The sequence below is a fragment of the Micromonospora sp. DT31 genome (genome assembly GCF_049841795.1).
Taxonomy (GTDB): domain Bacteria; phylum Actinomycetota; class Actinomycetes; order Mycobacteriales; family Micromonosporaceae; genus Micromonospora.
The window spans coordinates 38491-63107 of the sequence record NZ_JBNCKZ010000017.1; the positions used below are offsets into that span (position 1 = coordinate 38491).

Here is a 24617-nt window from a genome sequence, read left to right on the forward strand (position 1 = left end):
AAACCGTCCGATCATCCCCCTAGCGCGTAGACGATCTACAACGTACACGCGCCGGTAATTTATTTTCCGGTGAAAGTGCCTCCCGGCCGTGGAATCTTCACCGCGACGGCCCCGATGCCGCAGCTCGACCCGGATCGCGGGGAGCCTGCTCAGACATCGTACGGCGGGCGCGGGATCGGGTCCACCATCGCGTCGAACCCTCGGGGCAACTGCGCCAGGAGGTCCTGGAACTCCCCCACCGTCACCGCGTCGCGCAGCGTGGCGAGCACCGCCGGCGTGCCCACCTCGGCGACCGCCGGGTCCACCGCCGCGCGCTCGGCCACCCGGTACAGGAAGTCCACCGCACCGCCTGTCGCGGCGGCACCACCCGGCGTCAGATAACCGCCCACGTCGTCCGGCAACTGCGCGGCAAGGTCGGTCGCCTCGTCCGCGGTGATCCGCTCGGCCAGCGTCTGCAGGACCGCCCGGGAGACCGTCGCGGCCTCGTCCGTGGACAGCTCACCGCGACGCGCCACCGCCTCGACGAACAGGGGGAACCGCATCCCACCCTCCCCTCGTCGCCGAGCACGGCCGGCCCGGTCGCCCGCCCGTCGGCGCCGGTGGGTACCCGCCCCCGAACCCACCAAACGACCGCCGACGACGACTGGGCGCGGCCCATGTTCCACGGCTGCCGGGTCGAGGTCGAGCCGGTGCCGGCCGCCCGATCCGGGACCTCCGGCCCGGCCGGACGGGCCCCTACGCCCCTGCTCACGGCCGCGCTCGGCGGTTAGCGTCGGAGGCGGACACAGGGAGGTCGGCATGCGTACGTGGCAGGTGCAGGACGTGATGACGACCACGGTGGCGTCGGTACGGGAGGACACGGCGTACCGGGAGGTCGTCGACCTGCTGGCGGACCGGCGCGTGACGGCGGCGCCGGTGGTCGACGGCGCCCGGCGGGTCCTCGGGGTGGTCTCCGAGGCGGACCTGATGTACAAGGTGGAGTTGCAGGGGCAGCCCAGTGAGCGGCGCATCCTGCTCGACCGGCGTCGCCGCGAGGCCCGGGCCAAGGCCCGCGCGACGTCCGCCGTAGACCTGATGACCGCGCCCGCGGTCACCATCTCGCCGGACGCCACGCTCGTCGAGGCGGCCCGGGTGATGGACGCGCGGGGTGTGAAGCGGCTGCCCGTGGTCGACGACCTGGGCCGGCTGATCGGCATCGTGACCCGCGGCGACCTGCTCAAGGTGCACCTGCGCCCGGACGCGGGCATCCGGCGCGACGTGGTCGAGGAGGTGCTGTGGCACTGCCTCGGCATCCCGGACGGCGTGGTGGACGTGACGGTGCACCGGGGCGTGGTGACGCTCACCGGGATGGTGGAGCGCCGGTCCACGGTGCAGTTGGCGGTGCGGCTGACCCGGCAGGTCAGCGGCGTGGTGGAGGTGGTCGACGCGCTGGGCTACGCGGTCGACGACGCCCCGCTGGCGGCGCTGCGCTTCGGCGGCGGCACCCCGGCCGGCGTCGCCTGAGCCTCGACGTTGAGGTCCGGCGGCGCCGCCGGACCTCAACGCTCCGCGAGCGCATCCAGCACCAGCGCGGCGGTCCAGCTGAACGCCGGTGAGCCCAGCCCGGCGCCGGTGTCCGGGTGGAAGTACTCGTGGCAGCCGGCCCGGTCGACCAGGTCGAGCAGCGACTCGCGCAGCCCGGCGGCCAGGTCGGCCCGCCGGTGGGTCCGCAGGCCCTGCCACAGCAGCCAGCCGGTGCTCACCCAACTCGGCCCGCGCCAGTAGCGCAGCGGCTCGAAGTCCGGCGCGGTGCGGTCGTACGTGGGCAGCGGCCGGTCCATCCGCGCGGCCAGGCCGAACCGGGGCGAGCACGCCTCGGCCAGCACCCCGGCCACCTGGAGCGGCGGCAGGTCGGGCAGCGCCAGCGGCATCAGCCCGAGTACGGTGCGGGCCGGCACGAGCCGATCGGTGCGCAGGTCACGGGGGCGGAACGTGCCGGTCACCGGGTCCCACAGGCGGGTGACGAGCGCCTCGGTGATCCGGGTGCCCCGGTCGCGGTGCGGCCCGGGGTCGGCGCCGATCACCGTGGCGATCCGGGCCAGCGCGTACTCCGACACCCCCAGCGCGGCGTTGACCAGCGGACATTCCACCAGGAACGGGTGCCGCCCGAGCAGTCCGTCATCCCGGTAGCGGCCGGCCCGGTAGCCGTCGACCAGGGTGACGTAGCGGGCGTAGTCCAGGTCGGTGGGTCGCTGCGCGGCGTCGGCGTGCGCGGTGTCGTGCCGGCGGTACGCGCGCATGACCGCCTCGTCGGCGGACACCGCGGCCAGCGGGGCGTCCCAGGCGGGGCTGTTGTCCAGCCCGGACTCCCACGGGTGCACGATCGCGGCGAGCCCGCCCCCGCCGGCGTCGCGCCGCCCGGTCAGGTAGCGCTGCTGGGCGACCAGCCGGGGGTAGAGCCGGCGCAGCGCGGCCACGGACGCCTCGGAGGGGGCGCGGCGGTGCACCAGCCAGGCGGCCGGGGCGTGCACCGGCGGCTGGACGATGCCGGAGGTGGCGGCGGCCGGGGCACCGTCGGCGCGGGCCGAGTCCCAGAAGTCCGGCCCGGGGAAGTATGTGCCGACGCGGGAGGCCGGGTTGAACACGATGTGCGGGACGCGCCCGTCCACCCACTGCGCGGCGAACAGGGTGCGCAGCTCCCGCCAGGCCCGGTCCGGGCGGACGTGGGCCAACCCGATCGCGGTGAACGCCGAGTCCCAGCTCCACTGGTGCGGGTAGAGCGTGCGGGAGGGAACGGTGTGACCGTGTTCCCAGTTGGCGTCGAGCGTGGTCACGGCCAACTGGCGCAGTCGGCCGTCGCGTTCCGCGCCGGCGCGCACCTCGGTGGTCAGGCTCATGCGGCGGCCCGCCGCGGTCCGGCGTGGCCGAGCACGGCGGCGGCCTGGCGCAGCGCCTGCACCGGCTCGCCGCGCAGGCGGCACTCCACGGCCAGCCAGCCGGGATAGGCGACGTCGTCCAGGGCGGCCAGCAGCGCGGTCCAGTCCAGGTGCCCGGCGCCGGGCTGGTGCCGGTTGGAGTCGCTGACCTGAACGTGCCCGAGGTACGGCGCGGCGGCGCGCAGCGCGGCGAGCGGATCGTCCTCCTCGATGTTCATGTGGTAGGTGTCGGCGAGCACCCGCACCGCGGGCGACCCGACCGCGCGGCACAGCTCGACGGCCTGGTCGAGCCGGTTGACCATGTGGTCCTCGTACCTGTTGAGCGGTTCGAGGAACAGGGTGACCCCTTCGGCGCGGGCGTGCTCGCCCAGCTCGCCCAGGGCGTCGACGAGCACCGCCCGGTCGTCCTCGGGCGAGCGGGGCGGCTCGAACGGCGGCAGCCGGCGGGAGAACATGCCCCAGGCGGCCGGGGTGGCCGCGCCGACCCCGCCCAACTCGGCGATCACCGAGAGCTGGGAGCGCAGGTTGCGGACCGCGTCGCGGGAGCGGTCCGGGTCGAAGTCGCCGATGAAGTGGTCCATCTCCACGCAGACGGTGGGGGTGGGCACCCCGTCCGCGTGGGCCCGGCGCAGCTCCGGCAGGCGGCGGGCCAGGGCGAGGTCGCCGCGCCCGCGTAGTTCGATGCCCTGGTAGCCGAGGGACACGGCGAGGGCGTACTTCTCGGTCAGGTCGGCGCCGGGGAGCAGCTGCTCCTGGCAGGCCAGTGGAATGGTCATTCAGAACCTCAGCACCACTTGGAGGATGTCACCGTCACCGCGGTCGAGCAACGTCAGGGCGTCGGCCACCGCGCCCGCGTCGACGACGTGGCTCACCAGCGGCAGCGGATCGACGCTGCCCTCGGCCACCAGGTCCATGAACGTGTGTACGATCCGGGTTCCGGGCCACCGGCCGGCCGTGCCGGGTACCGGTTCGGGGCCCGAGACCTGGGCGGCCACCAGCTGAATCCGGTTGTGGTGGAACTCCTCGCCGAGTTCCAGCCCTTGCGCGTACCCCTGGTAGAAGCCGGCGGCGACGACGCGGCCGGCGTGTGCGGTGGCGCGGATCGCCTCGTGCAGCGCCGGGTAGAAGCCGGACAGCTCCAGGCAGACGTCGGCGCCCCGGCCGCCGGTGGCGGTCCGCAGCGCGGCGGCGGGCGAGTCGGCGGCGTCGACGACCCGGCGGGCGCCGAGGCGGGCGGCGTGGGCGAGTCGCCCGGGGACCGGGTCGACGGCGACCACCCGGGCGCCGGACAGCACCGCGAGCCGGGTGCCGAGCAGCCCGATGACGCCCTGGCCGAAGACGCCGACCCAGTCGCCCAGGTGCACGTCGCCGGCGAGCACCGCGGTCAGCGCGATGGCGCCGGGGCGGGCGAAGACGGCGGCGAGCGGGTCGACGCCGGGGGCGAGCGGGTGGGCGGCGTGGGCGGGGAGCACCGCCTCGGTGCGGTGGCCCCAGATGCCCCAGACGAGTTGGCCGGGCCGCCGGTCGGCGACGTCCGGCGCGACCTCGACGATCTCCCCCACCTCCTCGTAGCCGAAGCCCACCACCGGATACGCGGGCACGGCGTCGCGGGTGATGAACATCCGGGCGGTGTCGTTCCACTCCTTGCGCAGGCGTGGGTTGCTGCCCCGGTAGAGGGTCAGTTCGGTGCCCGCGGAGATGCCCGAGTAGTGGGTGCGGACGCGAACCTGGCCGGGGCCGAGCGGCTCCGGGGGGCAGGGCTCCAGGCGGATGTGCCGGGGCCCGGCGAGAGAGACAACCCAGTTGTCCATGGCGTCGCTCCGAAGAAAGTGCCGGCCTTGAGCCTAACCCAAAAAATGGGCATATGTGATTAGATTGATGAATCGATGGGTATTAGCGACAGGCCGTGCGCTTTTTTCGAGAAGGAGTGCCACCGATGCCATCACCTTCACCACGGCTGCTCGCCGTCAGCCTGATCCTCGCACTGACCGGATCCGGAATGGCCGCATGCAGCGAAGACGACCAGAAATCCGACAACACCCAGATCACCGTCTGGAGCCTGGAGGACGTGGCGGACCGGGTCAACGCCACCAAGGCGATCGTCGCCGACTACACCGCGAAGACAGGTGTCAAGGTCAACCTGGTCACCGTCAACGAGGACCAGTTCCCGTCCCTGATCGCCTCCAGCGCCGCCGCCGGCGACCTGCCCGACGTGGTCGGCTCGGTCTCGCTGGCCGGGGTACGCACCCTGTCCGGCAACGAGCTTGTCGACACCGACGCCAACGGCGCGGTCCTCGACGCGCTCGGCCGGGACACCTTCTCCCCCCGCGCGCTGGAGCTGACCGGCGACGACGGCAAGCAACTCGCCGTGCCCAGCGACGGCTGGGGGCAACTGCTCGTCTACCGCAAGGACCTGTTCGCCGCCGCCGGGCTGGCGGTTCCCGACACCTACGAGAAGATCACCGCCGCGGCGGCGAAGCTGAACACCCGGGGCGTCGCCGGCATCACCGCGGCCACCGCCCCCGGCGACGTGTTCACCCAGCAGACTTTCGAACACCTCGCGCTGGCCAACAACTGCCAGCTCACCGACGACTCCGGCAAGGTCACCCTGGACTCACCGGAGTGTGTCGAGGCGTTCCGCTTCTACGGCGACCTGATGCGCCAGCACTCCGTCAAGGGTGCCCAGGACGTGGACACCACCCGGGCCACCTACTTCGCCGGCAAGGCGGCCATGGTGATCTGGTCCCCGTTCATCCTCGACGAGCTGGCCGGGCTGCGCGCCGACGCCCGCCCCACCTGCCCGCAGTGCCAGTCCGACCCGACGTGGCTGGCGCGCAACAGCGGTTTCGTCACCGCGATCAAGGGCCCCAACGGCACCGAACCGGCCCAGTACGGTGAGGTCAGCTCCTGGTCGGTGCTCGACGGGGCAGCCGACCCGGCGAAGTCCTTCGTCCAGTACATGCTCTCCGACGGCTACCCGCGCTGGTTCGGCATGTCCCCGGAGGGCCGGTTCCCGGTGCGCACCGGCACGCCGGAGGACAAGCAGAAGTTCCGCACCGCCTGGAACACCAGCCCGGCCGGCGTCGACACCAAGAAGCCGCTGTCGGCGATCTACGGCGAGGACGTGCTCACCACGCTGCGCGAGAGCCCGGACACTTTCCAGCGCTGGGGGTTGACCCAGGGCCAGGGCAAGCTGGTCGGCGCGATCCTCGGCGAGTTGCCCGTACCCAAGGCGCTGGCCGACGTGGTCGCCGGCAAGTCCGACGGGCGTGGCGCCGCCGAACGGGCCAAGAAGGACGTCGAGGCCATCGCCAAGGGCGTCAATTGACCACCACCGCGCCGGAGGCCGGCCGCTCCCCCACCGGGGAGCGGCCCCGCCCACCCGGCCGCCGACCACTGACCCTGCGCCGCCGCGAGTCCCGCGCCGGGCTCGCGCTCGTCGCGCCGACGCTGCTCGTCGTGCTCGCGGTGATCGGCATACCCATCGTCTGGACCATCCTGCTGGCCTTCCAGCGGGTACGACTGGCCACTCTGCGCAAGAGCGGCCTGTTCGGCGAGCTCACCCTGGACAACATCGACCGGGTGCTGCACACGCCCGGTTTCGCCGACACGCTCTGGATCACGGTGCTCTACAGCATCGGCGGCACCGCCGGGTCGATCCTGGTGGGTCTGGTGGCGGCGCTCGCCGTCCGGGGCCCGTTCCGGGGCCGCACCCTGGTACGCGCGTCGATGCTGCTGCCGTACGTGGCCCCGGTGGTCGCCATGACGTTCGTGTGGCAGGTGATGCTCGACCCGCAGCTCGGCATCGTCAACGACTGGGGCAGGCGGTTCCTCGGCTGGGACCAGCCGGTGCCGTTCCTGTCCCAGGAGTCCACCGCGCTGTGGACCGTGATCGCGTTCGAGGCGTGGCGCTACTTCCCGTTCGCGTTCCTGTTCCTGCTGGCCCGGCTCCAGGCGGTGCCGGGCGAGTTGGAGGAGGCCGCCCTGGTCGACGGGGCCACCCCCACCCAACGCTTCCGGCACATCCTGCTGCCGCAGCTGATGCCGGTGATCGCGTTGATCGGCGTGCTGCGGTTCATCATGACGTTCAACAAGTTCGACGACGTCTACCTGCTCACCGGCGGCTCCGCCGGCACCGAGGTGGTGAGCGTCCGGGTCTACCAGTTCCTCACCGCCCGCACCGACGTCGGCGCGGCCGCCGCCCAGGCGGTCGTGCTGGCCGTGGTGCTGCTCGTCTTCGTGGCCATCTACCTGCGCTTCTTCGGCGCGCGACGGGAGGCGTGATGGATCGGGACCGGGTCGAGACGGTGAGCCTGCGGTGGCTGCGCCGGCTGGTGGTCGCCGGCTTCCTGCTGGTCACCCTGCTGCCGTTCTGGTACATGCTGGTGCTGTCGGTGCGCCCGATCGAACGCCTGCTGCTGGAGCCGGGGTCGCTCTGGGTGCCGTTCGGCGAGTTGACCGTCGCCACGTACGCCGAGGTGTTGAGGTCCACCTCCGACGGCGGTCAGGGTTTCCTCACGTTCATCCGCAACAGCGGGTTGGTGGCGCTGGCGGCCACCGCACTGACCCTGGTGATCGCCATTCCCGGCGCGTACGCGGTCTCCCGCCTGCGGTTCTTCGGTCGCCGGCAGGTCAGCGCGCTGTTCCTGGCGGTCTACCTGTTCCCGTCGATCGTCATCGCGATCCCGCTGTTCGTGGTGTTCACCCGGGCCGGGCTGCGGGGGTCGCTGTTCGGGCTGGTGCTGGTCTACATCTCGCAGACACTGCCGGTGTCGGTCTACATGCTGAAGAACTACTTCGAGACGATCCCGATCAGTCTGGAGGAGTCGGCGGCGATCGACGGGGCCAGTCGGCTCGGCATCATCCGCCGGGTCAGCCTGCCGCTGGCCGCTCCGTCGGTGATGGCGGTCGCCCTGTACGACTTCATGATCGCCTGGAACGAGTACCTGTTCGCGCTGCTGTTCATGGTCGACCGGCCGGACCGGTGGACCGTGTCGCTGGGGCTGTCGCTGCTCGCCGACGGCGTCGAGGTGCCCAAGACCGTGCTGATGGCCGGCTCGGTCATCCTCACGCTGCCGATCGTGGTGCTCTTCTTCGCCGGGGAGCGGCTGCTCACCGAGGGGCTGACCAGCGGCGCCGAGAAGGGCTGAGCCGCATCGGGCCAGGAACGTGCCGGGACGCGCCGGCACGTTCCTGGCACTCGCCTGACCACACCCGGCAAGATCAGTTACGGTGGCCCCATGGCCAAGCCGACCCGCTGGGTGACCGACACCAAACCCGGCCACTCGCAGTGGTACGTGGACCGGTTCCGCCAACTCGCCGCCGAGGGCGCCGACCTGGCCGGTGAGGCCCGGCTGCTGGACGCGCTCGTCCCGCCCGGCGCCCGGGTCCTGGACGCCGGCTGCGGCACCGGCCGGGTCGCCGCCGCGCTCGCCGCGCGCGGGCACACCGCGGTCGGGGTGGACGCCGACCCGACGCTGGTCGAGGCGGCTCGCGCCGACCATCCCGGCCCGCGCTTCCTGGTCGCCGACCTGGCCGAGCTGGACCTGCCCGCGCAGGGCGAGGCGGAGCCGTTCGACGCCGCGGTGCTCGCCGGGAACGTGATGGTCTTCGTCGCCCCGGGCACCGAACGCGCCGTGCTCGGCCGCGTCGCGGCGCACGTCCGGCCGGACGGCCTGGTCGTGGTCGGCTTCGGCACCGACCGGGGCTATCCGGTGGCCGACCTGGACGCCGACGCGGTGGCCGCCGGGCTGCGCCCCGAACACCGCTTCGCCACCTGGGACCTGCGCCCCTGGCGCGACGACGCCGAGTTCGCGGTGACCGTGTTCCGCCGGCCCGCCGACTGAGGCCGGCCGGCACTCCTACTCAGGCCGGGCCGGCCACCGTGCGGCGCACTCCCGCTCAGGCCGGTGCGGCGCACTCCCGCTCAGGCCGGTGCGGCGCACTCCCGCTCAGGCCGGTGCGGCGCACTCCCGCTCAGGCCGGCGCGGCCACCGTGCGGGCGGATTCCGGGTCCAGCGGGCTGCCCGCCGGCAGCAGGTCGACCAGGCCGGCCGGCAGGCGCACCGGGCGCACCCCGGTGTAGCCGAGCATCCCCGGCACGTCCGCGCCGGTCAGCGCGTACCGCCGGCCCAGGTCGGTGACCACGCACACCGCGCCGCCGGTGGCACCCGGCGCGGCGACCGCCTCCACCAGCGCGCCGCGCCCCGGTTCCACCACCACCTGGTCGGCGAGCCCGCCGCGTGCGCCGGGGGCGGACCCGGTACCCGCCTCGGGCACGGTGGCGCCGAGGTGCAGTTCGCGTACGCCGGCGTCGTCACCGGCCCGGGCGCAGAGCGTGCCGCCCTCGGCGGCGGCCAGCGAGGGCGGCGCGGCTGGCGGCGCGGTCGGTCCGCCGGGCACCAGGTCGGGCTGTTTCGGCACCGCCGCGAACCGGCCGAGGGTGATCGGTTTCGGCTCGCCCTGGCCGGTGCGGGCCAACAGCAGCGCCGCCTGCAACTCGGTGATCCCGGCCAGCCCGGCCCGCTGCGCCACCGCGTACTGCCGCCCGCCCCCGGAGTTGCGCACCAGGTAGACGTCGCCCACCGCGGCGTCGGTGACCTGCTCGGAGGGCGTACCCAGGGCCCCCACCGGCGGCGGGGCCAGGTCGGCACCGGCCGGCAGCGTGTTGAGCAGCGCCGCGGCGACCGGTACGGCCCGCTCGCGGGTGGCGGCCAGCGCGGCGAGCACCCGGTCGGTGTCGCGCAGCGGGTAGCGGCGGTCGTGCCAGAGCAGGTGCAGCCCGCCGTCCGGGTGCCGCACCAGCAGGCCCTGGTCGCCCAGCGGCCGGCCGCCGGTGGCGTCGCGGCCGATCAGCAGCGCCGAGCGGGCCGCACCCGCTCCCGCCTCGCCGCGCCCCGCCTCGCCGCCGGCCACCGAGCAGAGCGTCCAGCCGCCCCGGACCAGCCGGTTCGACGCGGGCAGCGAGTCCGGGGCGTCGGCGATACCCAGCGGCAGGCCGCGCGGCACCCCGTCGATCGCCCGGCGGGTGACGAGCACCGTCTTCGGCTGCTCCGCCCCGATGATCAGCAGGGCCGAGGCGTAGTTGAGCACCGGGTGCAGCTTCTCGTCGCGATAGACGAACCGCGCACCCGACTCCTTCTCCACGATGACCGCGCCGGTCTCGCGCCAGGAGTCGCCGCCGCCGGTGAACAGGCCGTAGAGGGCCACGCCGCCGAGCGCGATCGCGGCGACCAGGACGCTGGCCAGCCCGGCGCCGGCCAGCCGGCGGAACGGCGACTGGGGCGGGTCGGTCTCCCGCATCACCAGCGCGGCGACCGCCCGCTGGACGGTGAACTGGTACGAGTGCAGCTGGTCCTGCCGCGACGCCATCGGGTCCCTTCCGCCGGGTTCGTCGGCGCACAGGATAAGCGCTCCGTCGATCCCACGGGGACCCTCCGTATCCCCCGCTCCGCCCCGCCCTGCCGATCTTGCACTCCCCGCCCCGGCATAACAGGCATTCGGCGCGAAATGTCGACGGAAACTGCAAGATCGGCGAGGCGAGGCGAGGGCGGGTGGGAGAAGTGGCAGGTCGGTACCCCCGGGGGTATGGTGGGCGCGGGAGGTGGGACGTGAATCTACGACCCGAGATGACAGCCGACGCGCTGACCCGGCTCAAGCGGGCCCGGGGGCAGCTCAACGCCGTGATCGAGATGATGGAGAACGGCGAGGACTGCCGGGCGGCACTGACCCAGCTCGCCGCGGTCTCCAAGGCCATCGACCGGGCCGGCTTCAAGATCATCGCCTCCGGCATGCGCCACTGTGACGCCGCTCGGCAGGCGGGCCAGGAGCCGGAGATGACCGAGGAGGAGCTGGAGAAGCTCTTCCTCGCCCTGGCCTGACCGGGGCGACCAGCCCCGACCGACCCGACCAGCCCCGACCGGCCGATCGCCACCGCGCCGCCGTGTCAGCACGGCGGGAGCGGGTAACCCACGCCCGGAGAAGAACCCGGGCACGAGTCTATCGCCTGCATACCCCCGGGGGTATGCAGCACCGAGGGGAGAACAACACGTGACCGTCGAGGTGTCCGTCATCGCCACGTCCTCGCTCGGCGACCGCAGCTACCTGGCCACCGACGGCCGGGTGGCGATCGTGGTCGACCCGCAGCGCGACATCGACCGCGTCCTCTACCTGGCCGGCGCCAAGGGCGTCCGGATCACCCATGTGGTGGAGACGCACATCCACAACGACTACGTCTCCGGCGGTCTCGAACTGGCCCGTGTCACAGGTGCCGCCTATCTGGTCGCCGCCGCCGACACCGTCGGTTTCGAGCGGACCCCGGTGACCGACGGCGACACCGTGCCGGTCGCCGACGAGCTGCGGCTGCGCGTGGTCGGCACCCCGGGCCACACGTTCCACCACCTGTCGTACGTGCTGGACGAGGCCGGCCCCGACGGCTGGACTCCGGTCGGCGTGTTCACCGGCGGGTCGCTGCTGTTCGGCACCACCGGCCGCACCGACCTGCTGGGCCAGCAGCACGCCCACGAACTGGCCGAGCACCAGTACGCCTCGGCGCGCAAGCTCGCCGACCTGCTCCCCGACGGCGCGCAGGTGTGGCCGACGCACGGCTTCGGCAGCTTCTGCTCGGCCAGCCAGGCCGACGCCCCCGAGTCGACGATCGGCCGGGAGAAGGAGGCCAACCCGGTGCTGCGGCTGGCCGCCGACCGGTTCGTCACCGAGACGCTCGCCGGACTGGACGCGTACCCGGCGTACTACGCGCACATGGGCGTGGCCAACGCCGCCGGACCGGCCCCGGTCGACCTGACCCCGGCGACCCGCGCCGACGCCGCGCAGTTGCGCCAGCGGATCACCGCCGGCGAGTGGGTGGTCGACCTGCGGCACCGCAAGGCGTACGCGGCCTCGCACCTGGCCGGCACCGTCAGCCTCGGCCTGGACGGGCCGATGTCGACCTGGCTCGGCTGGCTGATCGACTGGGGTGTGCCGGTCACCTTCCTGGCCGAGACGCCGGAGCAGGTCGCCGACGCGCAGCGGGAGCTGGTCCGCATCGGCATCGACCGGCCCGCCGCCCAGGCCACCGGCGTACCGGAGCAGTGGGCCACCGACGCGTCGGAGCTGCGGGAGCTGGCCATGGCCGACTTCCCGGCGCTGGCCGCCGCGTGGGCCGGGAACATCCCGGCCGGGCTGCCCGCCCCGCAGGTCGTCCTCGACGTGCGGCTGACCAACGAGTGGACGGCCGGGCACATCGAGGGCGCGGTGCACGTGCCGCTGCCCGACCTGCCCGGACGTCTCGCCGACGTGCCCGCCGGCACGGTCTGGGTGCACTGCGGTTCCGGCTACCGGGCCGCCGCCGCCGCGTCCCTGCTGGCCAACGCCGGCCGCGACGTGGTGCTGATCGACGACATGTTCGGCCGGGCCGAGGCGGCCGGCGTCCGCCTGACCTCCGCCCACTGACCTCCCGTTCCCGCCCGGCCGGCGCGACCCCGCGCCGGCCGGTGTTCCACCGTGGGAAAACCACGGCACACCGTCCACGAAGGAGATCCGCAGCATGACCACCACCATCCCCTCGACAGTCGACGCGGCCACCCTGCGCGAGCTGATCGCCGCCGGCCGCACACCCCGTCTGCTTGACGTTCGCACCCCCGGCGAGTTCGAGGCCGCGCACATCCCCGGCGCCTACAACGTCCCGCTGGACCTGCTCCGGGAGCACCGCGAGGAGCTGCGCGGCCACCTCGACGAGGACGTGGTGCTGATCTGCCGTTCGGGCGCGCGCGCCAGCCAGGCCGAGCACGCCCTGGCCACGGTCGGCCTGCCCAACCTGAAGGTCCTCGACGGCGGCATGCTGGCCTGGCAGGCCACAAACGCCCCGGTCAGCCAGGGCCGGTCGCGCTGGGACCTGGAGCGTCAGGTACGCCTCGTCGCCGGCACGATCGTGCTGGTCAGCATCCTCGCGTCGGTGTTCGTGCCGGGCCTGAAGTGGGTGGCCGCCTTCATCGGCGCCGGCCTCACGTTCGCCGCGCTCACCGACACCTGCGCGATGGGCATGCTGCTGAGCAAGCTGCCGTACAACCGGGGCGCGAGCTGTGACCTGGACAGCGTCGTCGACCAGTTGCGGAGCGGACGGTCGTCGTGACCACCCTGCTGCTGACGCTTGCCGGCGCGGTGCTGATCGGGGTGAGCCTCGGTCTGCTGGGCGGTGGCGGCTCGATCCTCGCCGTGCCGCTGCTGGTCTACGTCGCCGACCTGCCCGCGAAGGAGGCCATCGCGACCTCGCTGCTGGTCGTCGGCGTGACAAGCGCCGTCGGCGTCCTGCCGCACGCCCGCGCGCACCGGGTCCGTTGGCGCACCGGGCTGGTCTTCGGCGTGGCGGGCATGGCCGGCGCGTACGCGGGCGGCCGGCTGGCCGCGTACGTCCCGGCGGGTGTGCTGCTCGTCGGGTTCGCCGTGATGATGCTGGCCACCGCCACCGCGATGATCCTCGGCCGGCGTGCCCAGGCCGCAGGTGCGGCGCCACGCAAGCTGTCGATGCCGCGGGTGGTCGGCGACGGGGTCGTCGTCGGGTTGGTGACCGGCCTGGTCGGCGCCGGGGGCGGCTTCCTGGTCGTGCCCGCACTGGCCCTGCTGGGCGGGTTGCCGATGCCGGTCGCGGTCGGCACGTCGCTCGTGGTCATCGCGATGAAGTCGTTCGCCGGCCTGGCCGGCTACCTGTCGGGTGTGTCGATCAACTGGGGCCTGGCTGTCGCGGTGACCGCCGCCGCCATCGTGGGCAGCCTGCTCGGTGGCCGGCTAGTCGGCAGCGTCCCGCCCGACGTGTTACGCCGGGTGTTCGGCTGGTTCGTGGTGGTGATGGGTGTGTTCGTGCTGACCCGGCAACTGCCCACACCGTGGGGACCTGTCGTGGGAGCGCTTGCGGCAGCCGGTACGGTCACCGGGGTGGTGTGGGGCCGTCGAAGGAGGGTGCACAGTGGACAGCAGCGCCTGGGATCGCCGCTACACCGACACGCCCGGACTGGTGTGGAGCGCTGAGCCCAACCGGTTCGTGGTCGAGGCGGTCACCGACCTGACTCCGGGCGCGGCGCTCGACGTCGCCGCCGGCGAGGGGCGCAACGCCGTCTGGTTGGCCGGTCAGGGCTGGCGGGTCAACGCGGTGGACTTCTCGACAGTCGCCGTGGACCGGGGGCGGGAGTTGGCCGCCGCCCGCGGCGTGACGGTCGACTGGCGGGTCGCCGACGTGACCACGTACCGGCCGGTGCCGAACAGCTACGACCTGGTGCTGATCAGCTACCTGCACCTGCCCGCCGCCGATTTCGCGGCGGTGCTCGCGGCGGCCCGGTCGGCGCTGCGCCCGGGTGGCACGCTGGTGGTGGTCGGCCACGACCTGGCGAACCTGCGCGGGGGCACCGGCGGCCCGCAGGACCCGAGCCTGCTGCTCACCCCGGAGACGGTGGTGGACGGCCTGGCCGGGTTGCGGGTGCGACGCGCCGAGACGGCCCGCCGCCCGGTGTCGACCCCCGACGGCGGCACGGTCGACGCGCTGGACACCGTCGTGGTGGCCAACCGGCCCGCCGACTGAGCCTCCGGCGACCCCGTGGGCGGGGCACGCACCCGCCCGGCCGTTTCGCCGGGGGCGGGTCGGGGCCGGCCGGTAGCATCCGGTGACGGATCGGCGGAGAGGACACCGGTGGGTACGCGTTTCGAGGAACTGGCCTGGCGGGAGACGCCGATCGGCGCGATCAGCCTGCGTCGCCGCCGGGATCCGGCGCTGGACGCCGAGGTGTACGAGGTGAAACTCGACGACGAGTACCTCATGTCCAGCGCCTTCCCGGTGGCGGAGATCGAACTGGCCCGGCTCGGGCTGGCCCCCCTGGCCGGCGACGCGCTCGACGTGGTGGTCGGCGGGCTGGGCCTGGGCTACACCGCGCGTACCGTGCTGGAGGACGCCCGGGTGGGGTCTCTGCTGGTGGTCGAGGCGATCGAGGACGTGATCGACTGGCACCGCCGGGGCCTGCTGCCGTTCGCCGCCGGTCTGGCCGGCGACCCGCGTACCCGGTTTGTGCGGGCGGACTTCTTCGCCGCGGTCGCCGACGGCGGCTTCGACCCGGACGAGCCGGGGCGGCGCTTCCACGCGGTGCTGCTGGACGTGGACCACTCCCCCCGGCACGTGCTGCACCCCGGTCACGCCCCGTTCTACACGGTCGACGGGTTGCGGCGGCTCGCCGCGATGCTGCACCCCGAGGGGGTGTTCGCGCTCTGGTCGAACGACCCGCCGGACACGGAGTTCCAGCGCACGCTGACCGAGGTGTTCCCGACCTCGGTGGCGCACGTCGTCCGGTTTCCCAACCCGTTGCAGGGCCGGGAGGCGGCGAACACCGTCTACGTCGCCCGGCGGTGACCTCCCGCGCCGGGGCATGGCCGCGCCGGTACCGGGAATGCGCCTGGTCACCCTACGACGGGAGGTCGTGAGATGCGTACGGTGCTCTGGGTGGTCGGCGTGGCCGCCGTGGTGCTCGTCCTGCTCGGGCTGGTGCTGGAGGCGGTCCGCTGGCTTGTCATCATCGGCGTGATCGCGCTGGCCGTGGTGATCGTGGTGGGGATCGTGCAGGGCCGGCGGACGATGCAACGGCACTCGGCGGGCCGCCGCTGAGCGGCTTCCGGTGTGACCGACACGGCAACCTACGAAAGCGTAGGTTACCGGCGGGTCACGTTAGGCTGGGGCGGCAACCCCGTGACGAGGAGAACCGCGATGGACGCCACCGACCAGCGGCCCTGGGTCCGCAGCTACGCTCCTGGGGTGCCGGCCGATGTCGCGGCCCCGGACGGGTCCCTCGTCGACCTGCTCACCGACGCCGCCCGCCGGTTCGGGCCCCGGGTCGCGCTCGACTTCTACGGCGCCACCACCACGTTCACCGAGCTGGCCGACCAGGTGGCCCGGGCCGCCGAGGCGCTGCGCCGGCTCGGCGTCGGCCCCGGCGACCGGGTTGCCCTCGTGCTGCCCAACTGCCCGCAGCACGTGGTGGCCTTCTACGCCGTGCTGCGCCTCGGCGCGGTGGTCGTCGAACACAACCCGCTCTACACCACCGCCGAGATGCACCGGCAGCTCAGCGACCACGGCGCCGAGGTGGCGATCGTGTGGGACAAGGCCGCGCCGCTGGTGGCGGGCGGCGGCGCCGTGCGTACCGTGGTCGCGGTCGACCTGACCTCGGCGCTGCCCCGGCTCAAGCGGTGGGCGCTGCGGCTGCCGCTGCCGAAGGTCCGCGCCACCCGGGCCGCGATGACCGCGCCCGCACCCGACGCGCTGGCCTGGTCGGAGCTGGTCGCCGCCGCCGGGCCGCTGCCCGCCACGCATCCCGCGCCCGGCGTCGACGACGTGGCGCTGTTGCAGTACACCGGCGGCACCACGGGCGAACCCAAGGGTGCGGTGCTGACCCACCGCAACCTGCGGGCCAACGCCGCGCAGGGCCGCGCCTGGGTGCCCGGCCTGCGCGACGGCGCGGAGACCGTGTACGCGGTGCTGCCGCTGTTCCACGCGTACGGGCTGACGCTCTGCCTCACGTTCGCCGTCAGCATCGGGGCGACCCTGGTGCTGTTCCCCCGCTTCGACCCCGACCAGGTGCTCGACGCGGTCCGCCGCCGCCCGCCGACGTTCCTGCCCGCGGTGCCGCCGGTCTACTCGCGACTGGCTACCGACGCCCGCGAACGCTCCGTCGACCTGACCAGCATCCGGTACGCCATTTCCGGCGCGATGTCGCTGCCACCGGCCACCGTGGAACTGTGGGAACAGGTCACCGGCGGCCTGCTGGTCGAGGGGTACGGGATGACCGAGACGTCCCCGATCACGGTGGGCAACCCGGTCGCGCCGACCCGCCGCCCCGGCACCGTCGGCGTGCCGTTCCCCTCCACCGACGTACGCATCGTCGACCCGGAGGACCCGAGCCGCGACCGCGCCCCGGGCGAGGCCGGCGAGCTGCTGGTACGCGGGCCGCAGGTGTTCTCCGGCTACTGGCACCGGCCGGAGGAGACGGCGCAGGTGCTGCTGCCCGGTGGTTGGATGCGCACCGGCGACGTCGTCACCATGGACGACGACGGTTTCATCACCGTGGTCGACCGGATCAAGGAACTGATCATCACCGGCGGCTTCAACGTCTACCCGTCGGAGGTGGAGGACGCGCTGCGCCGGGTGCCCGGCGTACGCGAGGCCGCCGCCGTGGGCCTGCCCGGCGCCCACGGTGAGGAGGTGGTCGCGGCGGTGGTGCTCGACCCGGCCGTGGCCGGCACACCCGAGCAGATCCGCACCGCCTGCCGCACCCACCTGGCCGGCTACAAGGTCCCCCGCCGGATCGTGACCGTGGACGACCTGCCCCGCTCCCAGATCGGCAAGATCCTGCGCCGCGAGGTGCGCGACCGGCTCCTGGCCGGCCGCTGACCCGTCGCCCTCAGGCGACCGGGTAGCCCATGCTCGCCACGTCGGCACGGACCTCGTCGAGGGACGCCTGCGGGTTCACGGCCCGCACCAGCGCCTCGGTGAGCGGCAGGTGGGCGACCACGGCCGCGACCGCGTCCCGGTCGACTGCGCTCTCGTGGTAGTCGCCGGCGAACTCCACGAAGCCGTCCACGATGTCGTCGCAGAGGATCTCCAACATCGGCGACCCGTCCGGCCCGGTGTGGTCGTACGGCCCGCACAACGGCGGGAAGGCGATGTCCGCGCCGGCGTGCCAGCGGTCGTCGCCGGCGAGCCGCCACAGAACGGCGGTGGCGAGGAACTGTCCCTCGTCGCAGAAGGCGGGCTCGTCCACCAGCCGGCGGAACTCCGCCGGCAGGCCGTCGAGCAGGCCCGGCCACAGCTCAACGTCGTCGTCGGCGTACGGCGACATGGACGACTCGTGGTCGAAGACCCGGATGAGGGCACCCTCGGGGGTGAACACGACCGCCCACTCGTCCCCGCTGCCGTTGCTCATCAACGCCGCCTCGTCCGGCCCCCAAGCCGCGTCGTAGGTGTAGTAGGGGTGGCCGCCGTCGATGAGACGTTCCAGGACGGCCAGCGCCCGGCACCGCTGCCGGAGCAGGTCGATGTCCGGCAGCTTCACGGCGATGTCGTACGCGGTCACCGCGCGACCGTACTGCACCGCACCGACACCACCGGCCGGTCTCCCGTTTACGGGCGCGGCGGCCCGGGTAGACGGCCGTCTATGGTGGATTCACGGGGCAAGTCCGTCGGCCGTTACCTCATGCGACTCGTCGGTGGGGTGGCCGTCATCGTCGGCCTGCTGGGGGCCGTCTCCAGCCTGGCTGACGGCAACCTGGTCGGGATCGTGCTCAGCGCCGTGTTCATCGGCGGCGGCGTGTTCCTGCTCAAGCGCTCCGGCGGCAGTCCACGGACGGAATCCGCGCCGCACGCCGCTCCCTGACGCGCCGCGTCGCGCCGGAACGTGTCGGTGCTGCCGCCTACGCTGGGTCGATGGTCGACAGGCGTCAGGTGTTGAACTTCCGCGTCCGTGCCCAGCAACTCGACCGGGCCGCGGGCACGCTGGCCGACACCACCGTGCTCGACATCGGCGTGCAGGACACCGGTCCTGACGGCAGCCGGTGGGCACTCGAGGCGCGCGGTGTCGATTCAGCCTCGCTGTCCGCCGAAGGGCTCGTCCTGCTGTGGACGGTGCGGGGCGCCCCGCACCTCTACCGCCGCGCTGATGTCGGCCCGGTGGTCGCCGCGGTCGCACCGTTCTCCGACGCCGACGCGGCCAAACGCGTCTACGACGCGGCCAGGCCGTTGAAGGCGGCCGGGATCGGCGTCGTCGCCGCGCTCGACGAGGTGGCGACACAGATGCGGGCGATCGTCACCGAGCCGACCGTGAAGGGTGAACTCTCGGGTCGCCTCGCCGAGGTCATGCCCGAGCCCTACCTACGCTTCTGCCGTCCGTGCGGCGTCGTCCACCTCTACGAGATGCCGTTCCGGCTGGCCGCCGTGCGGGCCGGACTGGAGCTGCGGCTGGACACCTCGCCGCCGGTCCTGGAACGCATCCCCGACTTCGCGCCCGGCGAACCGGGTGACCGGTTCGACCTCATCCGCGCCTACCTGCGGCTGTTCGGCCCGGCCACCCCCAAGCACGTGGCCGACTACCTCGACGCCCCGGTCAAGGAGGTGAAGGCCCGCTGGCCGCAGGACGTGGTGGAGGTGCCCGTCGACGGTGAGACGCGCTGGCTGCTGGCCGCCGACGAGGCGGCGCTGGCGGCGGCCGGCAGTGCCGCGACCCGCCTGCTCGGCCCGTACGACCTGTTCCTCCAGGCCAAGGACCGGCCGACGCTGGTGCCGGACGCGGCACGGGCCAAGGAACTGTGGCCGGTGCTGGGCCGCCCCGGTGCGGTCCTGACCGACGGTGAGCTGGTCGGCACCTGGCGGCCCCGCAAGTCCGGCCGGACGTTCACGGTGGCCGTCCAACCGTGGGTCAAGCTGTCCGAGGGCACCCGACGAGCCGTGGCCGAGCAGGCCGAACGCCTCGCGGCCTACCGCGCGGTGACGCTCACCGGCGTCGACGTGGCCGACTGACCGCTAACCGGTCAGGCCGACCGCCGCCCACGCCGAGGCGGTCAACTCCAGCGGTCCCTCCGCGGGAAACATCGACGCGCACCTGTCGCGCAGCGCCGCGCGCCCGGCCGCGTCGAGCCCCTTGACGTACTCCCCGGCCGGGGCGACCCCGAACGTGTACGGCTCCCACCACTCCTCGAAGCTCGCGAAGCTCGCCCGAACGGTGAGCACCGTCGACCGGACGTCGCGCAGCCCGGCGGTGGCGAACAGCTCGGCCAGCTGGCCCTCGCCCACACCGGCGAGACCTGACTCGTCGCGTGCCCGCGGGTCCAGCGCCCGCACCGCACGCCAGAACACGGTGAGCGGCCCCCGCTCGCCGGCGTGGTCCCACACGCAGGCGGCCACCACTCCCCCGGGGCGGGTGACCCGGGCCATCTCCCGCAGGCCGGCCACCGGGTCGGTCATGAAGTGGACCACCAGTTGGGCAAGCGTGACGTCGAAGCCGTCGTCGGGAAACGGCAGCTGCTCCGCCGACGCCCGGAGCACCTCGACGTGCGGCAGCCGTTCCCGGGCCGCCGCGACGAACGGCGCCGACGGGTCGACACCCGCCACCGCGTCGGGCCCCAGCCGCGCGACCAGCTCCGCCGTCAACGCGCCGGGACCGCAGCCGACGTCCAGGGCGCGCAGCCCCGGGGTGACACCGGCGGCGTCGGCGAAGCGCACCGCCAGCTCATCGGCGTACCGGCCCATGAACCGGCCGTACATGTCCGCGGCGACATCGAAGCTCACCGGCCCACCCTAGCCGCGCCCTGGCATGATCACGCTCATGATTGTCTGGCTCAACGGCGCCTTCGGTGTCGGCAAGACGACCACGGCGCGACTGCTCACGGACGCGCTGCCCGACGCGCGGCTGTTCGACCCCGAGTTCCTCGGTTCGATGCTGACCGCGTTCGTCACCCCGCCCACCGGCGACTTCCAGGACCTGCCACTGTGGCGTCACCTCGTGGTCGAGACGGTGACCGGCCTGGACCGGCACCACCCGGGGACGTGGATCATCCCGATGAGCCTGCTCGACCCGGCGTACCGCGGGGAGATCCTCGGCGGCCTCCGCGCCCTCGGCGTCGACGTCTGCGAGGTCGTGCTCACGCTTCCCGAGGACCGGTTGCGGGCCCGCATCGACGCCGACCTGCTCGAGGTCGGCGCCCGCGGCTGGCGGCACGACCACGTCACTCGCGCGGTCACGGCGTTCGCGTCCCTGACCGACGCCCATCCCGTCGACGCCTCCCCCGCGCCGGAGCAGGTGGTGGAGGCGATCACGGCCCACCTCGCCCGATGACCGGGGCCCGGCGACCGGCGCGTGGCACGATGCTCGGCATGTCCGAACGCGCGTTGGTGTTCGGGGCGGCAGCGGACGCCTACGAGCGGTTCCGCCCCGGCTACCCCGAGGAGCTTGCCGACCTGGTGCTGGCGTACGCGGACCGACCGGTCCGGACCGCGCTGGAGATCGGCGCCGGCACCGGCAAGGCGACCCGCCTGTTCGCCCGGCGCGGGATCGCCGTCACCGCCACCGACCCGGACCCGGCGATGCTCGCGCACGTCCCGGCGGACGTGCGGAGGGTGCGGGCCGCGTTCGAGGACCTGCCCGCCGGCGAGCGCTACGACCTGGTGTACGCGGCGGCGTCGCTGCACTGGACACGCCCGCAGGGACGGTACGAGCGGCTCGCCGCGCTCCTGACGCCGGGCGGAGTGTTCGCCTCGTTCGGCGGTCCGACGCGGCTGGCCGATCCGGCTGTGGTCGAGGCGGTGGACGCGGCCCGGGCGGCGTACCTCGTCAGCGACGAGATCCCGTCGCCGGACGGGACGTCACCGCAGGAGGAGATGCAGTGGCCGGGCACGGAGCTGCGCCGGGCCGAGTGGTTCACCGACGTCCGCCAGTCGGTGATCGAGCGGCGGATCACGATGGGCGCCGACGACTACGTCGGTCTGCTGTCGACCGTCTCGGCCTATCTCGAACTGCCGCCGCCCCGGCGGGACCTGGTGTTCCGGCGCATCCGGGACGTGCTGCCCCCCACGGTCGAGGTCACCGCCGACATCACCGTCCACCTGGCGCGGCGCCTGCCACGCTCCTGATCAGCGCGGCGGTGAGTGACATCGACACCGGTCCTAACCCGGCCGCCCCTGAAGCTGCTGGAGACCGATGACACGAAGCAGATCGAGCTTCTGCTCGTCCTCGGAGTCCGGTGCGGCCGTCATCATGACGATCGTCTGGTCGCCGGGGCCGCCCGTGAAACTGTCGCAGTCCACGACGATGTCCCCCACCAGCTCCGTGTGCAGGGTTTTGCGGCTGGTACGCAGTTCTCCGACCGTCCCGGCCTGCCAGCGGCGGGCGAAGTCGGGGGACGCCTTGAGCAGACGATCGACCAACTGCGGGATATCCGGATCGTCCGGGTAGCGGCCGGCGGCGGTACGTAGGTGACCGACGAGGTCTCGCGCGTACGCCTCATCGTCCTCGGGGGTGTGCGTCACCGGGATGGAACCGGCGAAGTACATTCAGGTGACATTGCGCTCCAGCCGGGTCTGGCTCGACGGGTCGCCGAACAGGGCTGCCCAGAGCGGATTCCACAGCACCAGTTCACCGATCGCGGTGTGCACGGCCACCGCCACCGGTGCGTTGCGGAACCGGTCCACCATCCGCTGCGCGCTCGGAGTCACCTGCCGGGGCACCATCCCGGCCGGCGGAACGGCCGCACCCACGACCCGGAACAGGTGGTCGCGTTCCAGGTCGGTCAAGCGCTCGACGGAATGGACGAGTTCATCGCCGAGGCGGTCATGCTGAACGGCGAACCGGGAACCCGGGACGATGTCCTCGCCGACATGCGGTCCATCCTCGACGCCGTTGCGGACATGCACTGGGAGGTTCGGGAACTGCTGTTCGACCGCGACCGCATCGCCGCGCGCGTGGTCAACACCGGCACCCCGGTGAAGGAGTGGCTCGGCGTCGCTCCGACCGGCAGGTCGTTCGAGATCGTCGAGTACGCGATCTACCAGGTCAGCAACGGCCGATTCGTGCAGATGACGAACCTGCACGACTCAGCCGACGTGCGCCGGCAGCTGACCGCCTGACGAAGGATGGGCGGCGAGGGTGTGTCGACGTCCGCGTGCGGGCCGGTGGGGTGATCGAGGTGGTCAGTTGGTGAGCCGGCCGCTCGGTCCAGGCCCTAGAGGTCCTGGACCGGGCGGCCGAAGGTGACGGCCTCCCGGACGAGCCCGGGCGCGCGCTGCGCGAGTGGCGGATCAGGCCGCGCGCCCAGCGCGTCGTTGACGGTGGAGAAGGCCAGCCGGAACGCGACGAGCGTGGTCGCCTCGAAGATCTCCTGGTCGCTCAGGCCGGCGTCGCGCAGCCGGCGCGCGTCGCCCTCGGTGGTGGCGTTCGGGTCGCGGACAACCTGCCGGGCCCAGCCGGCCAGCGCCGTCTCCCGTTCGGACAGCCCCGGGTCCACGCCGCGCAGCACCCGGGCGGCGGTCGCCTCGTCGCTCAGCTCGGCCAGCCGGGAACCCCACGCCAGCGCGCAGTAGGAGTCCTCGCGGGCGGCGGCGGTGGCGGCGACCAGCACGGCCACCTCCCGGGACGACAGCGTGGAACCGGCCAGCAGGTCGGCACGCGTGTTCTGGAACGACGCCAACACGTCGGGGCGCCAGCACCAGACCCGGGTGAGGTTGTTGACGTAGCCGTCGGAGGCGAGGTCGTCCCGGTACGCGGCGGCGACCGCCGGGGTGGACGGCGGTTCGGGAAGGAAGGCGGCGGTCATGCCGGCAGTGTGCGCCACCCGGACGGGTCCCCACAGGCTGATCAACGACAGTACGATCCGCGCATCCGGCGGCGGGGGGAGAAACATGATCGAGGCGGTCTTCTTCGACGTGGGCGGGACGGTTCTCGACGAGTCACGCGAGTTCGCGACCTGGGCGGACTGGCTCGGCGTGCCCCGGCACACGTTCTCGGCGGTCTTCGGCGCGGTGATCGCCCGGGGTCAGGACTACCAGGAGGTGTTCCGGGCCTTCCGGCCCGACTTCGACCTCACCGCCGAACTCGCGCGCCGGGTCGCGGCCGGCGATCCGGAGTCCTTCGGCGAGGCGGACCTCTACCCCGACGCGCGGGCCTGCCTGGCCGCCCTGCGGGCGCAGGGGCTGCGCGTCGGCCTGGCCGGCAACCAGCCGGAGCACGCCGAGGCGACGCTGCGCGCGTTGGGCCTGTCGGTTGACGTGATCGGGACGTCGGCGGGCTGGGGGGTGGCCAAGCCGTCGCCGGAGTTCTTCGCGCGGGTCGTCCGCGAGGCCGGCGTCGCCCCGGGCTCGATCCTCTATGTCGGCGACCGGCCGGACAACGACGCCCGCCCGGCCATGGCCGCCGGCATGGCGGCGTGCCTGATCCGGCGTGGACCCTGGGGCCACATCCTGGACATGCCCGCCGTGGCACGGCGGTGCCTGTTCCGCATCGACTCGCTCGACGAGCTGCCCGGCCTGGTCGCCGCGCACAACGCGACCGCCGGGTAGGACCGCCCTGACCGGTGGCGGCCTGGGCGGTCCCGAACCGGCAGGCGGCTAACCGAACCGGTCGGCCAGAGCCGTCAGCCTGGTGACGTACGCCGGCCAATCCTGCCCGTCGGGCAGGTTGCTGTTCTCCCGGCGCAGGCCGACCGCGTTGTCGTGCTGCTCGCGGAGGATGTCGGCGTGACCGGCGTGCCGGCTCACGTCGCTGATCACGTGCACGATGATCCGGCCCAGCGTCACGGTCCGGTCGCCCGGCCACCACGGCACCCGCCCCGGCGCGTCCAGCGGCAGCGCCTCGATCGTCTCGTCGGCGAACGCGCCGACCCGCCGATACAGGTCGATCAGACCGTCCTTGGTCTCGTCCTCCCGCGCGTACCAGTCGGCCTGCGGGTCGACCTCGTACGCCTCCAGGGGCAGCAGTTCCGCCGGGGTGGGGAACTCCCGCCCGAAGGTGGGCCCGAAGTAGCCGGCCTCGACGTTCAGGCAGTGCTTGACGATGCCCAGCAGGTTGGTGCCGGTGCCGGTGCGGGGCATCCGCACCTCGCGTTCGCCGAGCCCGTCGAGCTTCCAGAGGAGATCCTCGCGGGCCGTCCGGAGGTATTCGTGCAGCGCAGCCTTCACGTCGTTAGCCATGG

30 protein-coding genes are annotated in these 24617 nt (G+C 73.3%); 19 read left to right on the forward strand and 11 right to left on the reverse strand.

Going from position 1 to position 24617, the window contains the following annotated elements; genetic code table 11:
- Positions 1-149 precede the first annotated feature (149 nt).
- Positions 150-542: a DUF2267 domain-containing protein gene (locus ACLQ2X_RS23080; protein WP_425683174.1), complete on the reverse strand. Its 393-nt coding sequence runs from the start codon at positions 540-542 to the stop codon at positions 150-152.
- 256 nt (positions 543-798) lie between these two features.
- On the opposite strand from ACLQ2X_RS23080, the gene ACLQ2X_RS23085 reads away from it, so the two are divergent.
- The gene (locus ACLQ2X_RS23085) at positions 799-1503 is read left to right on the forward strand and encodes a CBS domain-containing protein (RefSeq protein WP_425683175.1); all 705 of its coding nucleotides are present in this window, start codon (positions 799-801) and stop codon (positions 1501-1503) included.
- Between the two features lie 35 nt (positions 1504-1538).
- Here ACLQ2X_RS23085 and ACLQ2X_RS23090 read toward each other — a convergent pair whose 3' ends face one another.
- From ACLQ2X_RS23090 to ACLQ2X_RS23100, 3 genes are read right to left on the reverse strand one after another with little or no spacing between them, the layout of a single operon-like run.
- Complete coding sequence (locus ACLQ2X_RS23090) at positions 1539-2876, reverse strand: MGH1-like glycoside hydrolase domain-containing protein (RefSeq protein WP_425683176.1); 1338 nt, start codon at positions 2874-2876, stop codon at positions 1539-1541.
- Complete coding sequence (locus tag ACLQ2X_RS23095) at positions 2873-3691, reverse strand: sugar phosphate isomerase/epimerase family protein (protein WP_425683177.1); 819 nt, start codon at positions 3689-3691, stop codon at positions 2873-2875. The genes ACLQ2X_RS23090 and ACLQ2X_RS23095 overlap by 4 nt, the downstream gene beginning before the upstream one ends.
- Entirely contained in the window at positions 3692-4726 is a 1035-nt protein-coding gene (locus ACLQ2X_RS23100) for a zinc-dependent alcohol dehydrogenase (RefSeq protein WP_425683178.1), read from the reverse strand.
- Positions 4727-4851: 125 nt separating this feature from the next.
- Here ACLQ2X_RS23100 and ACLQ2X_RS23105 point away from each other — a divergent pair, with 125 nt between their 5' ends.
- The 4 genes from ACLQ2X_RS23105 to ACLQ2X_RS23120 all read left to right on the forward strand — a co-directional run bounded on the left by ACLQ2X_RS23105 (position 4852) and on the right by ACLQ2X_RS23120 (position 8761).
- Entirely contained in the window at positions 4852-6243 is a 1392-nt protein-coding gene (locus ACLQ2X_RS23105) for an ABC transporter substrate-binding protein (protein WP_425683179.1), read from the forward strand.
- Positions 6240-7199, forward strand: coding sequence for a carbohydrate ABC transporter permease (locus ACLQ2X_RS23110; RefSeq protein WP_425683180.1), 960 nt, complete (start codon positions 6240-6242; stop codon positions 7197-7199). Before ACLQ2X_RS23105 ends, ACLQ2X_RS23110 begins: the two co-directional genes overlap by 4 nt.
- Positions 7199-8065, forward strand: coding sequence for a carbohydrate ABC transporter permease (locus ACLQ2X_RS23115; RefSeq protein WP_425683181.1), 867 nt, complete (start codon positions 7199-7201; stop codon positions 8063-8065). Before ACLQ2X_RS23110 ends, ACLQ2X_RS23115 begins: the two co-directional genes overlap by 1 nt.
- A gap of 90 nt (positions 8066-8155) precedes the next feature.
- Positions 8156-8761 (forward strand): class I SAM-dependent methyltransferase, encoded by a 606-nt coding sequence (locus ACLQ2X_RS23120; protein WP_425683182.1) that lies wholly within the window; start codon positions 8156-8158, stop codon positions 8759-8761.
- A 130-nt stretch (positions 8762-8891) separates the two neighbouring features.
- Here the strand turns inward: ACLQ2X_RS23120 and eccB are convergent, their stop codons facing one another.
- Positions 8892-10286, reverse strand: coding sequence for a type VII secretion protein EccB (gene eccB, locus ACLQ2X_RS23125; protein ID WP_425683183.1), 1395 nt, complete (start codon positions 10284-10286; stop codon positions 8892-8894).
- Positions 10287-10525: 239 nt separating this feature from the next.
- Here eccB and ACLQ2X_RS23130 point away from each other — a divergent pair, with 239 nt between their 5' ends.
- From ACLQ2X_RS23130 to ACLQ2X_RS23165, 8 genes are all read left to right on the forward strand, one after another.
- Entirely contained in the window at positions 10526-10795 is a 270-nt protein-coding gene (locus tag ACLQ2X_RS23130) for a metal-sensitive transcriptional regulator (RefSeq protein ID WP_425683184.1), read from the forward strand.
- Positions 10796-10964: 169 nt separating this feature from the next.
- A complete protein-coding gene (locus tag ACLQ2X_RS23135; RefSeq protein WP_425683185.1) occupies positions 10965-12365 on the forward strand; it encodes a rhodanese-like domain-containing protein in 1401 nt (466 codons plus the stop codon).
- A 94-nt stretch (positions 12366-12459) separates the two neighbouring features.
- Positions 12460-13044 carry a rhodanese-like domain-containing protein gene (locus ACLQ2X_RS23140; protein WP_425683186.1) on the forward strand — a complete coding sequence of 195 codons (585 nt, stop codon included), beginning with the start codon at positions 12460-12462 and terminating at the stop codon, positions 13042-13044.
- Positions 13041-13937: a sulfite exporter TauE/SafE family protein gene (locus ACLQ2X_RS23145; protein WP_425683187.1), complete on the forward strand. Its 897-nt coding sequence runs from the start codon at positions 13041-13043 to the stop codon at positions 13935-13937. The genes ACLQ2X_RS23140 and ACLQ2X_RS23145 overlap by 4 nt, the downstream gene beginning before the upstream one ends.
- A complete protein-coding gene (locus ACLQ2X_RS23150; protein ID WP_425683188.1) occupies positions 13876-14484 on the forward strand; it encodes a class I SAM-dependent methyltransferase in 609 nt (202 codons plus the stop codon). Before ACLQ2X_RS23145 ends, ACLQ2X_RS23150 begins: the two co-directional genes overlap by 62 nt.
- 108 nt (positions 14485-14592) lie before the next feature.
- Positions 14593-15303 carry a spermidine synthase gene (locus tag ACLQ2X_RS23155; RefSeq protein WP_425683189.1) on the forward strand — a complete coding sequence of 237 codons (711 nt, stop codon included), beginning with the start codon at positions 14593-14595 and terminating at the stop codon, positions 15301-15303.
- A gap of 72 nt (positions 15304-15375) precedes the next feature.
- Positions 15376-15555, forward strand: a complete 180-nt coding sequence (locus tag ACLQ2X_RS23160) for a hypothetical protein (protein WP_425683190.1) — start codon at positions 15376-15378, stop codon at positions 15553-15555.
- 81 nt (positions 15556-15636) lie between these two features.
- Positions 15637-17334 carry a long-chain-fatty-acid--CoA ligase gene (locus tag ACLQ2X_RS23165; RefSeq protein ID WP_425683191.1) on the forward strand — a complete coding sequence of 566 codons (1698 nt, stop codon included), beginning with the start codon at positions 15637-15639 and terminating at the stop codon, positions 17332-17334.
- Positions 17335-17344: 10 nt separating this feature from the next.
- Here ACLQ2X_RS23165 and ACLQ2X_RS23170 read toward each other — a convergent pair whose 3' ends face one another.
- On the reverse strand, positions 17345-18016 hold the full coding sequence (locus ACLQ2X_RS23170; protein ID WP_425683192.1) for a hypothetical protein: 672 nt from the start codon (positions 18014-18016) through the stop codon (positions 17345-17347).
- A gap of 81 nt (positions 18017-18097) precedes the next feature.
- On the opposite strand from ACLQ2X_RS23170, the gene ACLQ2X_RS23175 reads away from it, so the two are divergent.
- Positions 18098-18316: a hypothetical protein gene (locus ACLQ2X_RS23175; protein ID WP_425683193.1), complete on the forward strand. Its 219-nt coding sequence runs from the start codon at positions 18098-18100 to the stop codon at positions 18314-18316.
- A 50-nt stretch (positions 18317-18366) separates the two neighbouring features.
- Entirely contained in the window at positions 18367-19455 is a 1089-nt protein-coding gene (locus tag ACLQ2X_RS23180; protein WP_425683194.1) for a winged helix DNA-binding domain-containing protein, read from the forward strand.
- 3 nt (positions 19456-19458) lie between these two features.
- On the opposite strand, the gene ACLQ2X_RS23185 is transcribed toward ACLQ2X_RS23180, so the two are convergent.
- Positions 19459-20223 carry a class I SAM-dependent methyltransferase gene (locus ACLQ2X_RS23185; RefSeq protein ID WP_425683195.1) on the reverse strand — a complete coding sequence of 255 codons (765 nt, stop codon included), beginning with the start codon at positions 20221-20223 and terminating at the stop codon, positions 19459-19461.
- Between the two features lie 37 nt (positions 20224-20260).
- Between ACLQ2X_RS23185 and ACLQ2X_RS23190 the strand changes: the two genes are divergently transcribed.
- Positions 20261-20770 carry an AAA family ATPase gene (locus tag ACLQ2X_RS23190; RefSeq protein WP_425683196.1) on the forward strand — a complete coding sequence of 170 codons (510 nt, stop codon included), beginning with the start codon at positions 20261-20263 and terminating at the stop codon, positions 20768-20770.
- A 38-nt stretch (positions 20771-20808) separates the two neighbouring features.
- Positions 20809-21564, forward strand: coding sequence for a class I SAM-dependent methyltransferase (locus tag ACLQ2X_RS23195; RefSeq protein WP_425683197.1), 756 nt, complete (start codon positions 20809-20811; stop codon positions 21562-21564).
- A gap of 33 nt (positions 21565-21597) precedes the next feature.
- On the opposite strand, the gene ACLQ2X_RS23200 is transcribed toward ACLQ2X_RS23195, so the two are convergent.
- Together ACLQ2X_RS23200 and ACLQ2X_RS23205 are read right to left on the reverse strand one after the other, a co-directional pair.
- The gene (locus ACLQ2X_RS23200; RefSeq protein WP_425683198.1) at positions 21598-21984 is read right to left on the reverse strand and encodes a hypothetical protein; all 387 of its coding nucleotides are present in this window, start codon (positions 21982-21984) and stop codon (positions 21598-21600) included.
- Positions 21985-22224 carry a hypothetical protein gene (locus ACLQ2X_RS23205; RefSeq protein WP_425683199.1) on the reverse strand — a complete coding sequence of 80 codons (240 nt, stop codon included), beginning with the start codon at positions 22222-22224 and terminating at the stop codon, positions 21985-21987.
- Positions 22225-22236: 12 nt separating this feature from the next.
- Between ACLQ2X_RS23205 and ACLQ2X_RS23210 the strand changes: the two genes are divergently transcribed.
- On the forward strand, positions 22237-22557 hold the full coding sequence (locus ACLQ2X_RS23210; protein ID WP_425683200.1) for an ester cyclase: 321 nt from the start codon (positions 22237-22239) through the stop codon (positions 22555-22557).
- A 95-nt stretch (positions 22558-22652) separates the two neighbouring features.
- Here ACLQ2X_RS23210 and ACLQ2X_RS23215 read toward each other — a convergent pair whose 3' ends face one another.
- Positions 22653-23243, reverse strand: a complete 591-nt coding sequence (locus ACLQ2X_RS23215) for a carboxymuconolactone decarboxylase family protein (protein ID WP_425683201.1) — start codon at positions 23241-23243, stop codon at positions 22653-22655.
- A gap of 85 nt (positions 23244-23328) precedes the next feature.
- On the opposite strand from ACLQ2X_RS23215, the gene ACLQ2X_RS23220 reads away from it, so the two are divergent.
- Positions 23329-23985 carry an HAD family hydrolase gene (locus ACLQ2X_RS23220; RefSeq protein ID WP_425683202.1) on the forward strand — a complete coding sequence of 219 codons (657 nt, stop codon included), beginning with the start codon at positions 23329-23331 and terminating at the stop codon, positions 23983-23985.
- 48 nt (positions 23986-24033) lie between these two features.
- Here ACLQ2X_RS23220 and ACLQ2X_RS23225 read toward each other — a convergent pair whose 3' ends face one another.
- Entirely contained in the window at positions 24034-24615 is a 582-nt protein-coding gene (locus ACLQ2X_RS23225; protein WP_425683203.1) for a DinB family protein, read from the reverse strand.
- Between the last annotated feature and the right edge of the window lie 2 nt (positions 24616-24617).

Coding starts and splice junctions, on each gene's coding strand:
- ACLQ2X_RS23080 (WP_425683174.1), bottom strand. CDS start 542: ATGCGGTTCCCCCTGTTCGTCGAGGCGGTGGCGCGTCGCGGTGAGCTG.
- ACLQ2X_RS23085 (WP_425683175.1), top strand. CDS start 799: ATGCGTACGTGGCAGGTGCAGGACGTGATGACGACCACGGTGGCGTCG.
- ACLQ2X_RS23090 (WP_425683176.1), bottom strand. CDS start 2,876: ATGAGCCTGACCACCGAGGTGCGCGCCGGCGCGGAACGCGACGGCCGA.
- ACLQ2X_RS23095 (WP_425683177.1), bottom strand. CDS start 3,691: ATGACCATTCCACTGGCCTGCCAGGAGCAGCTGCTCCCCGGCGCCGAC.
- ACLQ2X_RS23100 (WP_425683178.1), bottom strand. CDS start 4,726: ATGGACAACTGGGTTGTCTCTCTCGCCGGGCCCCGGCACATCCGCCTG.
- ACLQ2X_RS23105 (WP_425683179.1), top strand. CDS start 4,852: ATGCCATCACCTTCACCACGGCTGCTCGCCGTCAGCCTGATCCTCGCA.
- ACLQ2X_RS23115 (WP_425683181.1), top strand. CDS start 7,199: ATGGATCGGGACCGGGTCGAGACGGTGAGCCTGCGGTGGCTGCGCCGG.
- ACLQ2X_RS23120 (WP_425683182.1), top strand. CDS start 8,156: ATGGCCAAGCCGACCCGCTGGGTGACCGACACCAAACCCGGCCACTCG.
- eccB (WP_425683183.1), bottom strand. CDS start 10,286: ATGGCGTCGCGGCAGGACCAGCTGCACTCGTACCAGTTCACCGTCCAG.
- ACLQ2X_RS23140 (WP_425683186.1), top strand. CDS start 12,460: ATGACCACCACCATCCCCTCGACAGTCGACGCGGCCACCCTGCGCGAG.
- ACLQ2X_RS23160 (WP_425683190.1), top strand. CDS start 15,376: ATGCGTACGGTGCTCTGGGTGGTCGGCGTGGCCGCCGTGGTGCTCGTC.
- ACLQ2X_RS23175 (WP_425683193.1), top strand. CDS start 18,098: ATGGTGGATTCACGGGGCAAGTCCGTCGGCCGTTACCTCATGCGACTC.
- ACLQ2X_RS23180 (WP_425683194.1), top strand. CDS start 18,367: ATGGTCGACAGGCGTCAGGTGTTGAACTTCCGCGTCCGTGCCCAGCAA.
- ACLQ2X_RS23190 (WP_425683196.1), top strand. CDS start 20,261: ATGATTGTCTGGCTCAACGGCGCCTTCGGTGTCGGCAAGACGACCACG.
- ACLQ2X_RS23195 (WP_425683197.1), top strand. CDS start 20,809: ATGTCCGAACGCGCGTTGGTGTTCGGGGCGGCAGCGGACGCCTACGAG.
- ACLQ2X_RS23200 (WP_425683198.1), bottom strand. CDS start 21,984: ATGTACTTCGCCGGTTCCATCCCGGTGACGCACACCCCCGAGGACGAT.
- ACLQ2X_RS23210 (WP_425683200.1), top strand. CDS start 22,237: ATGGACGAGTTCATCGCCGAGGCGGTCATGCTGAACGGCGAACCGGGA.
- ACLQ2X_RS23215 (WP_425683201.1), bottom strand. CDS start 23,243: ATGACCGCCGCCTTCCTTCCCGAACCGCCGTCCACCCCGGCGGTCGCC.
- ACLQ2X_RS23220 (WP_425683202.1), top strand. CDS start 23,329: ATGATCGAGGCGGTCTTCTTCGACGTGGGCGGGACGGTTCTCGACGAG.
- ACLQ2X_RS23225 (WP_425683203.1), bottom strand. CDS start 24,615: ATGGCTAACGACGTGAAGGCTGCGCTGCACGAATACCTCCGGACGGCC.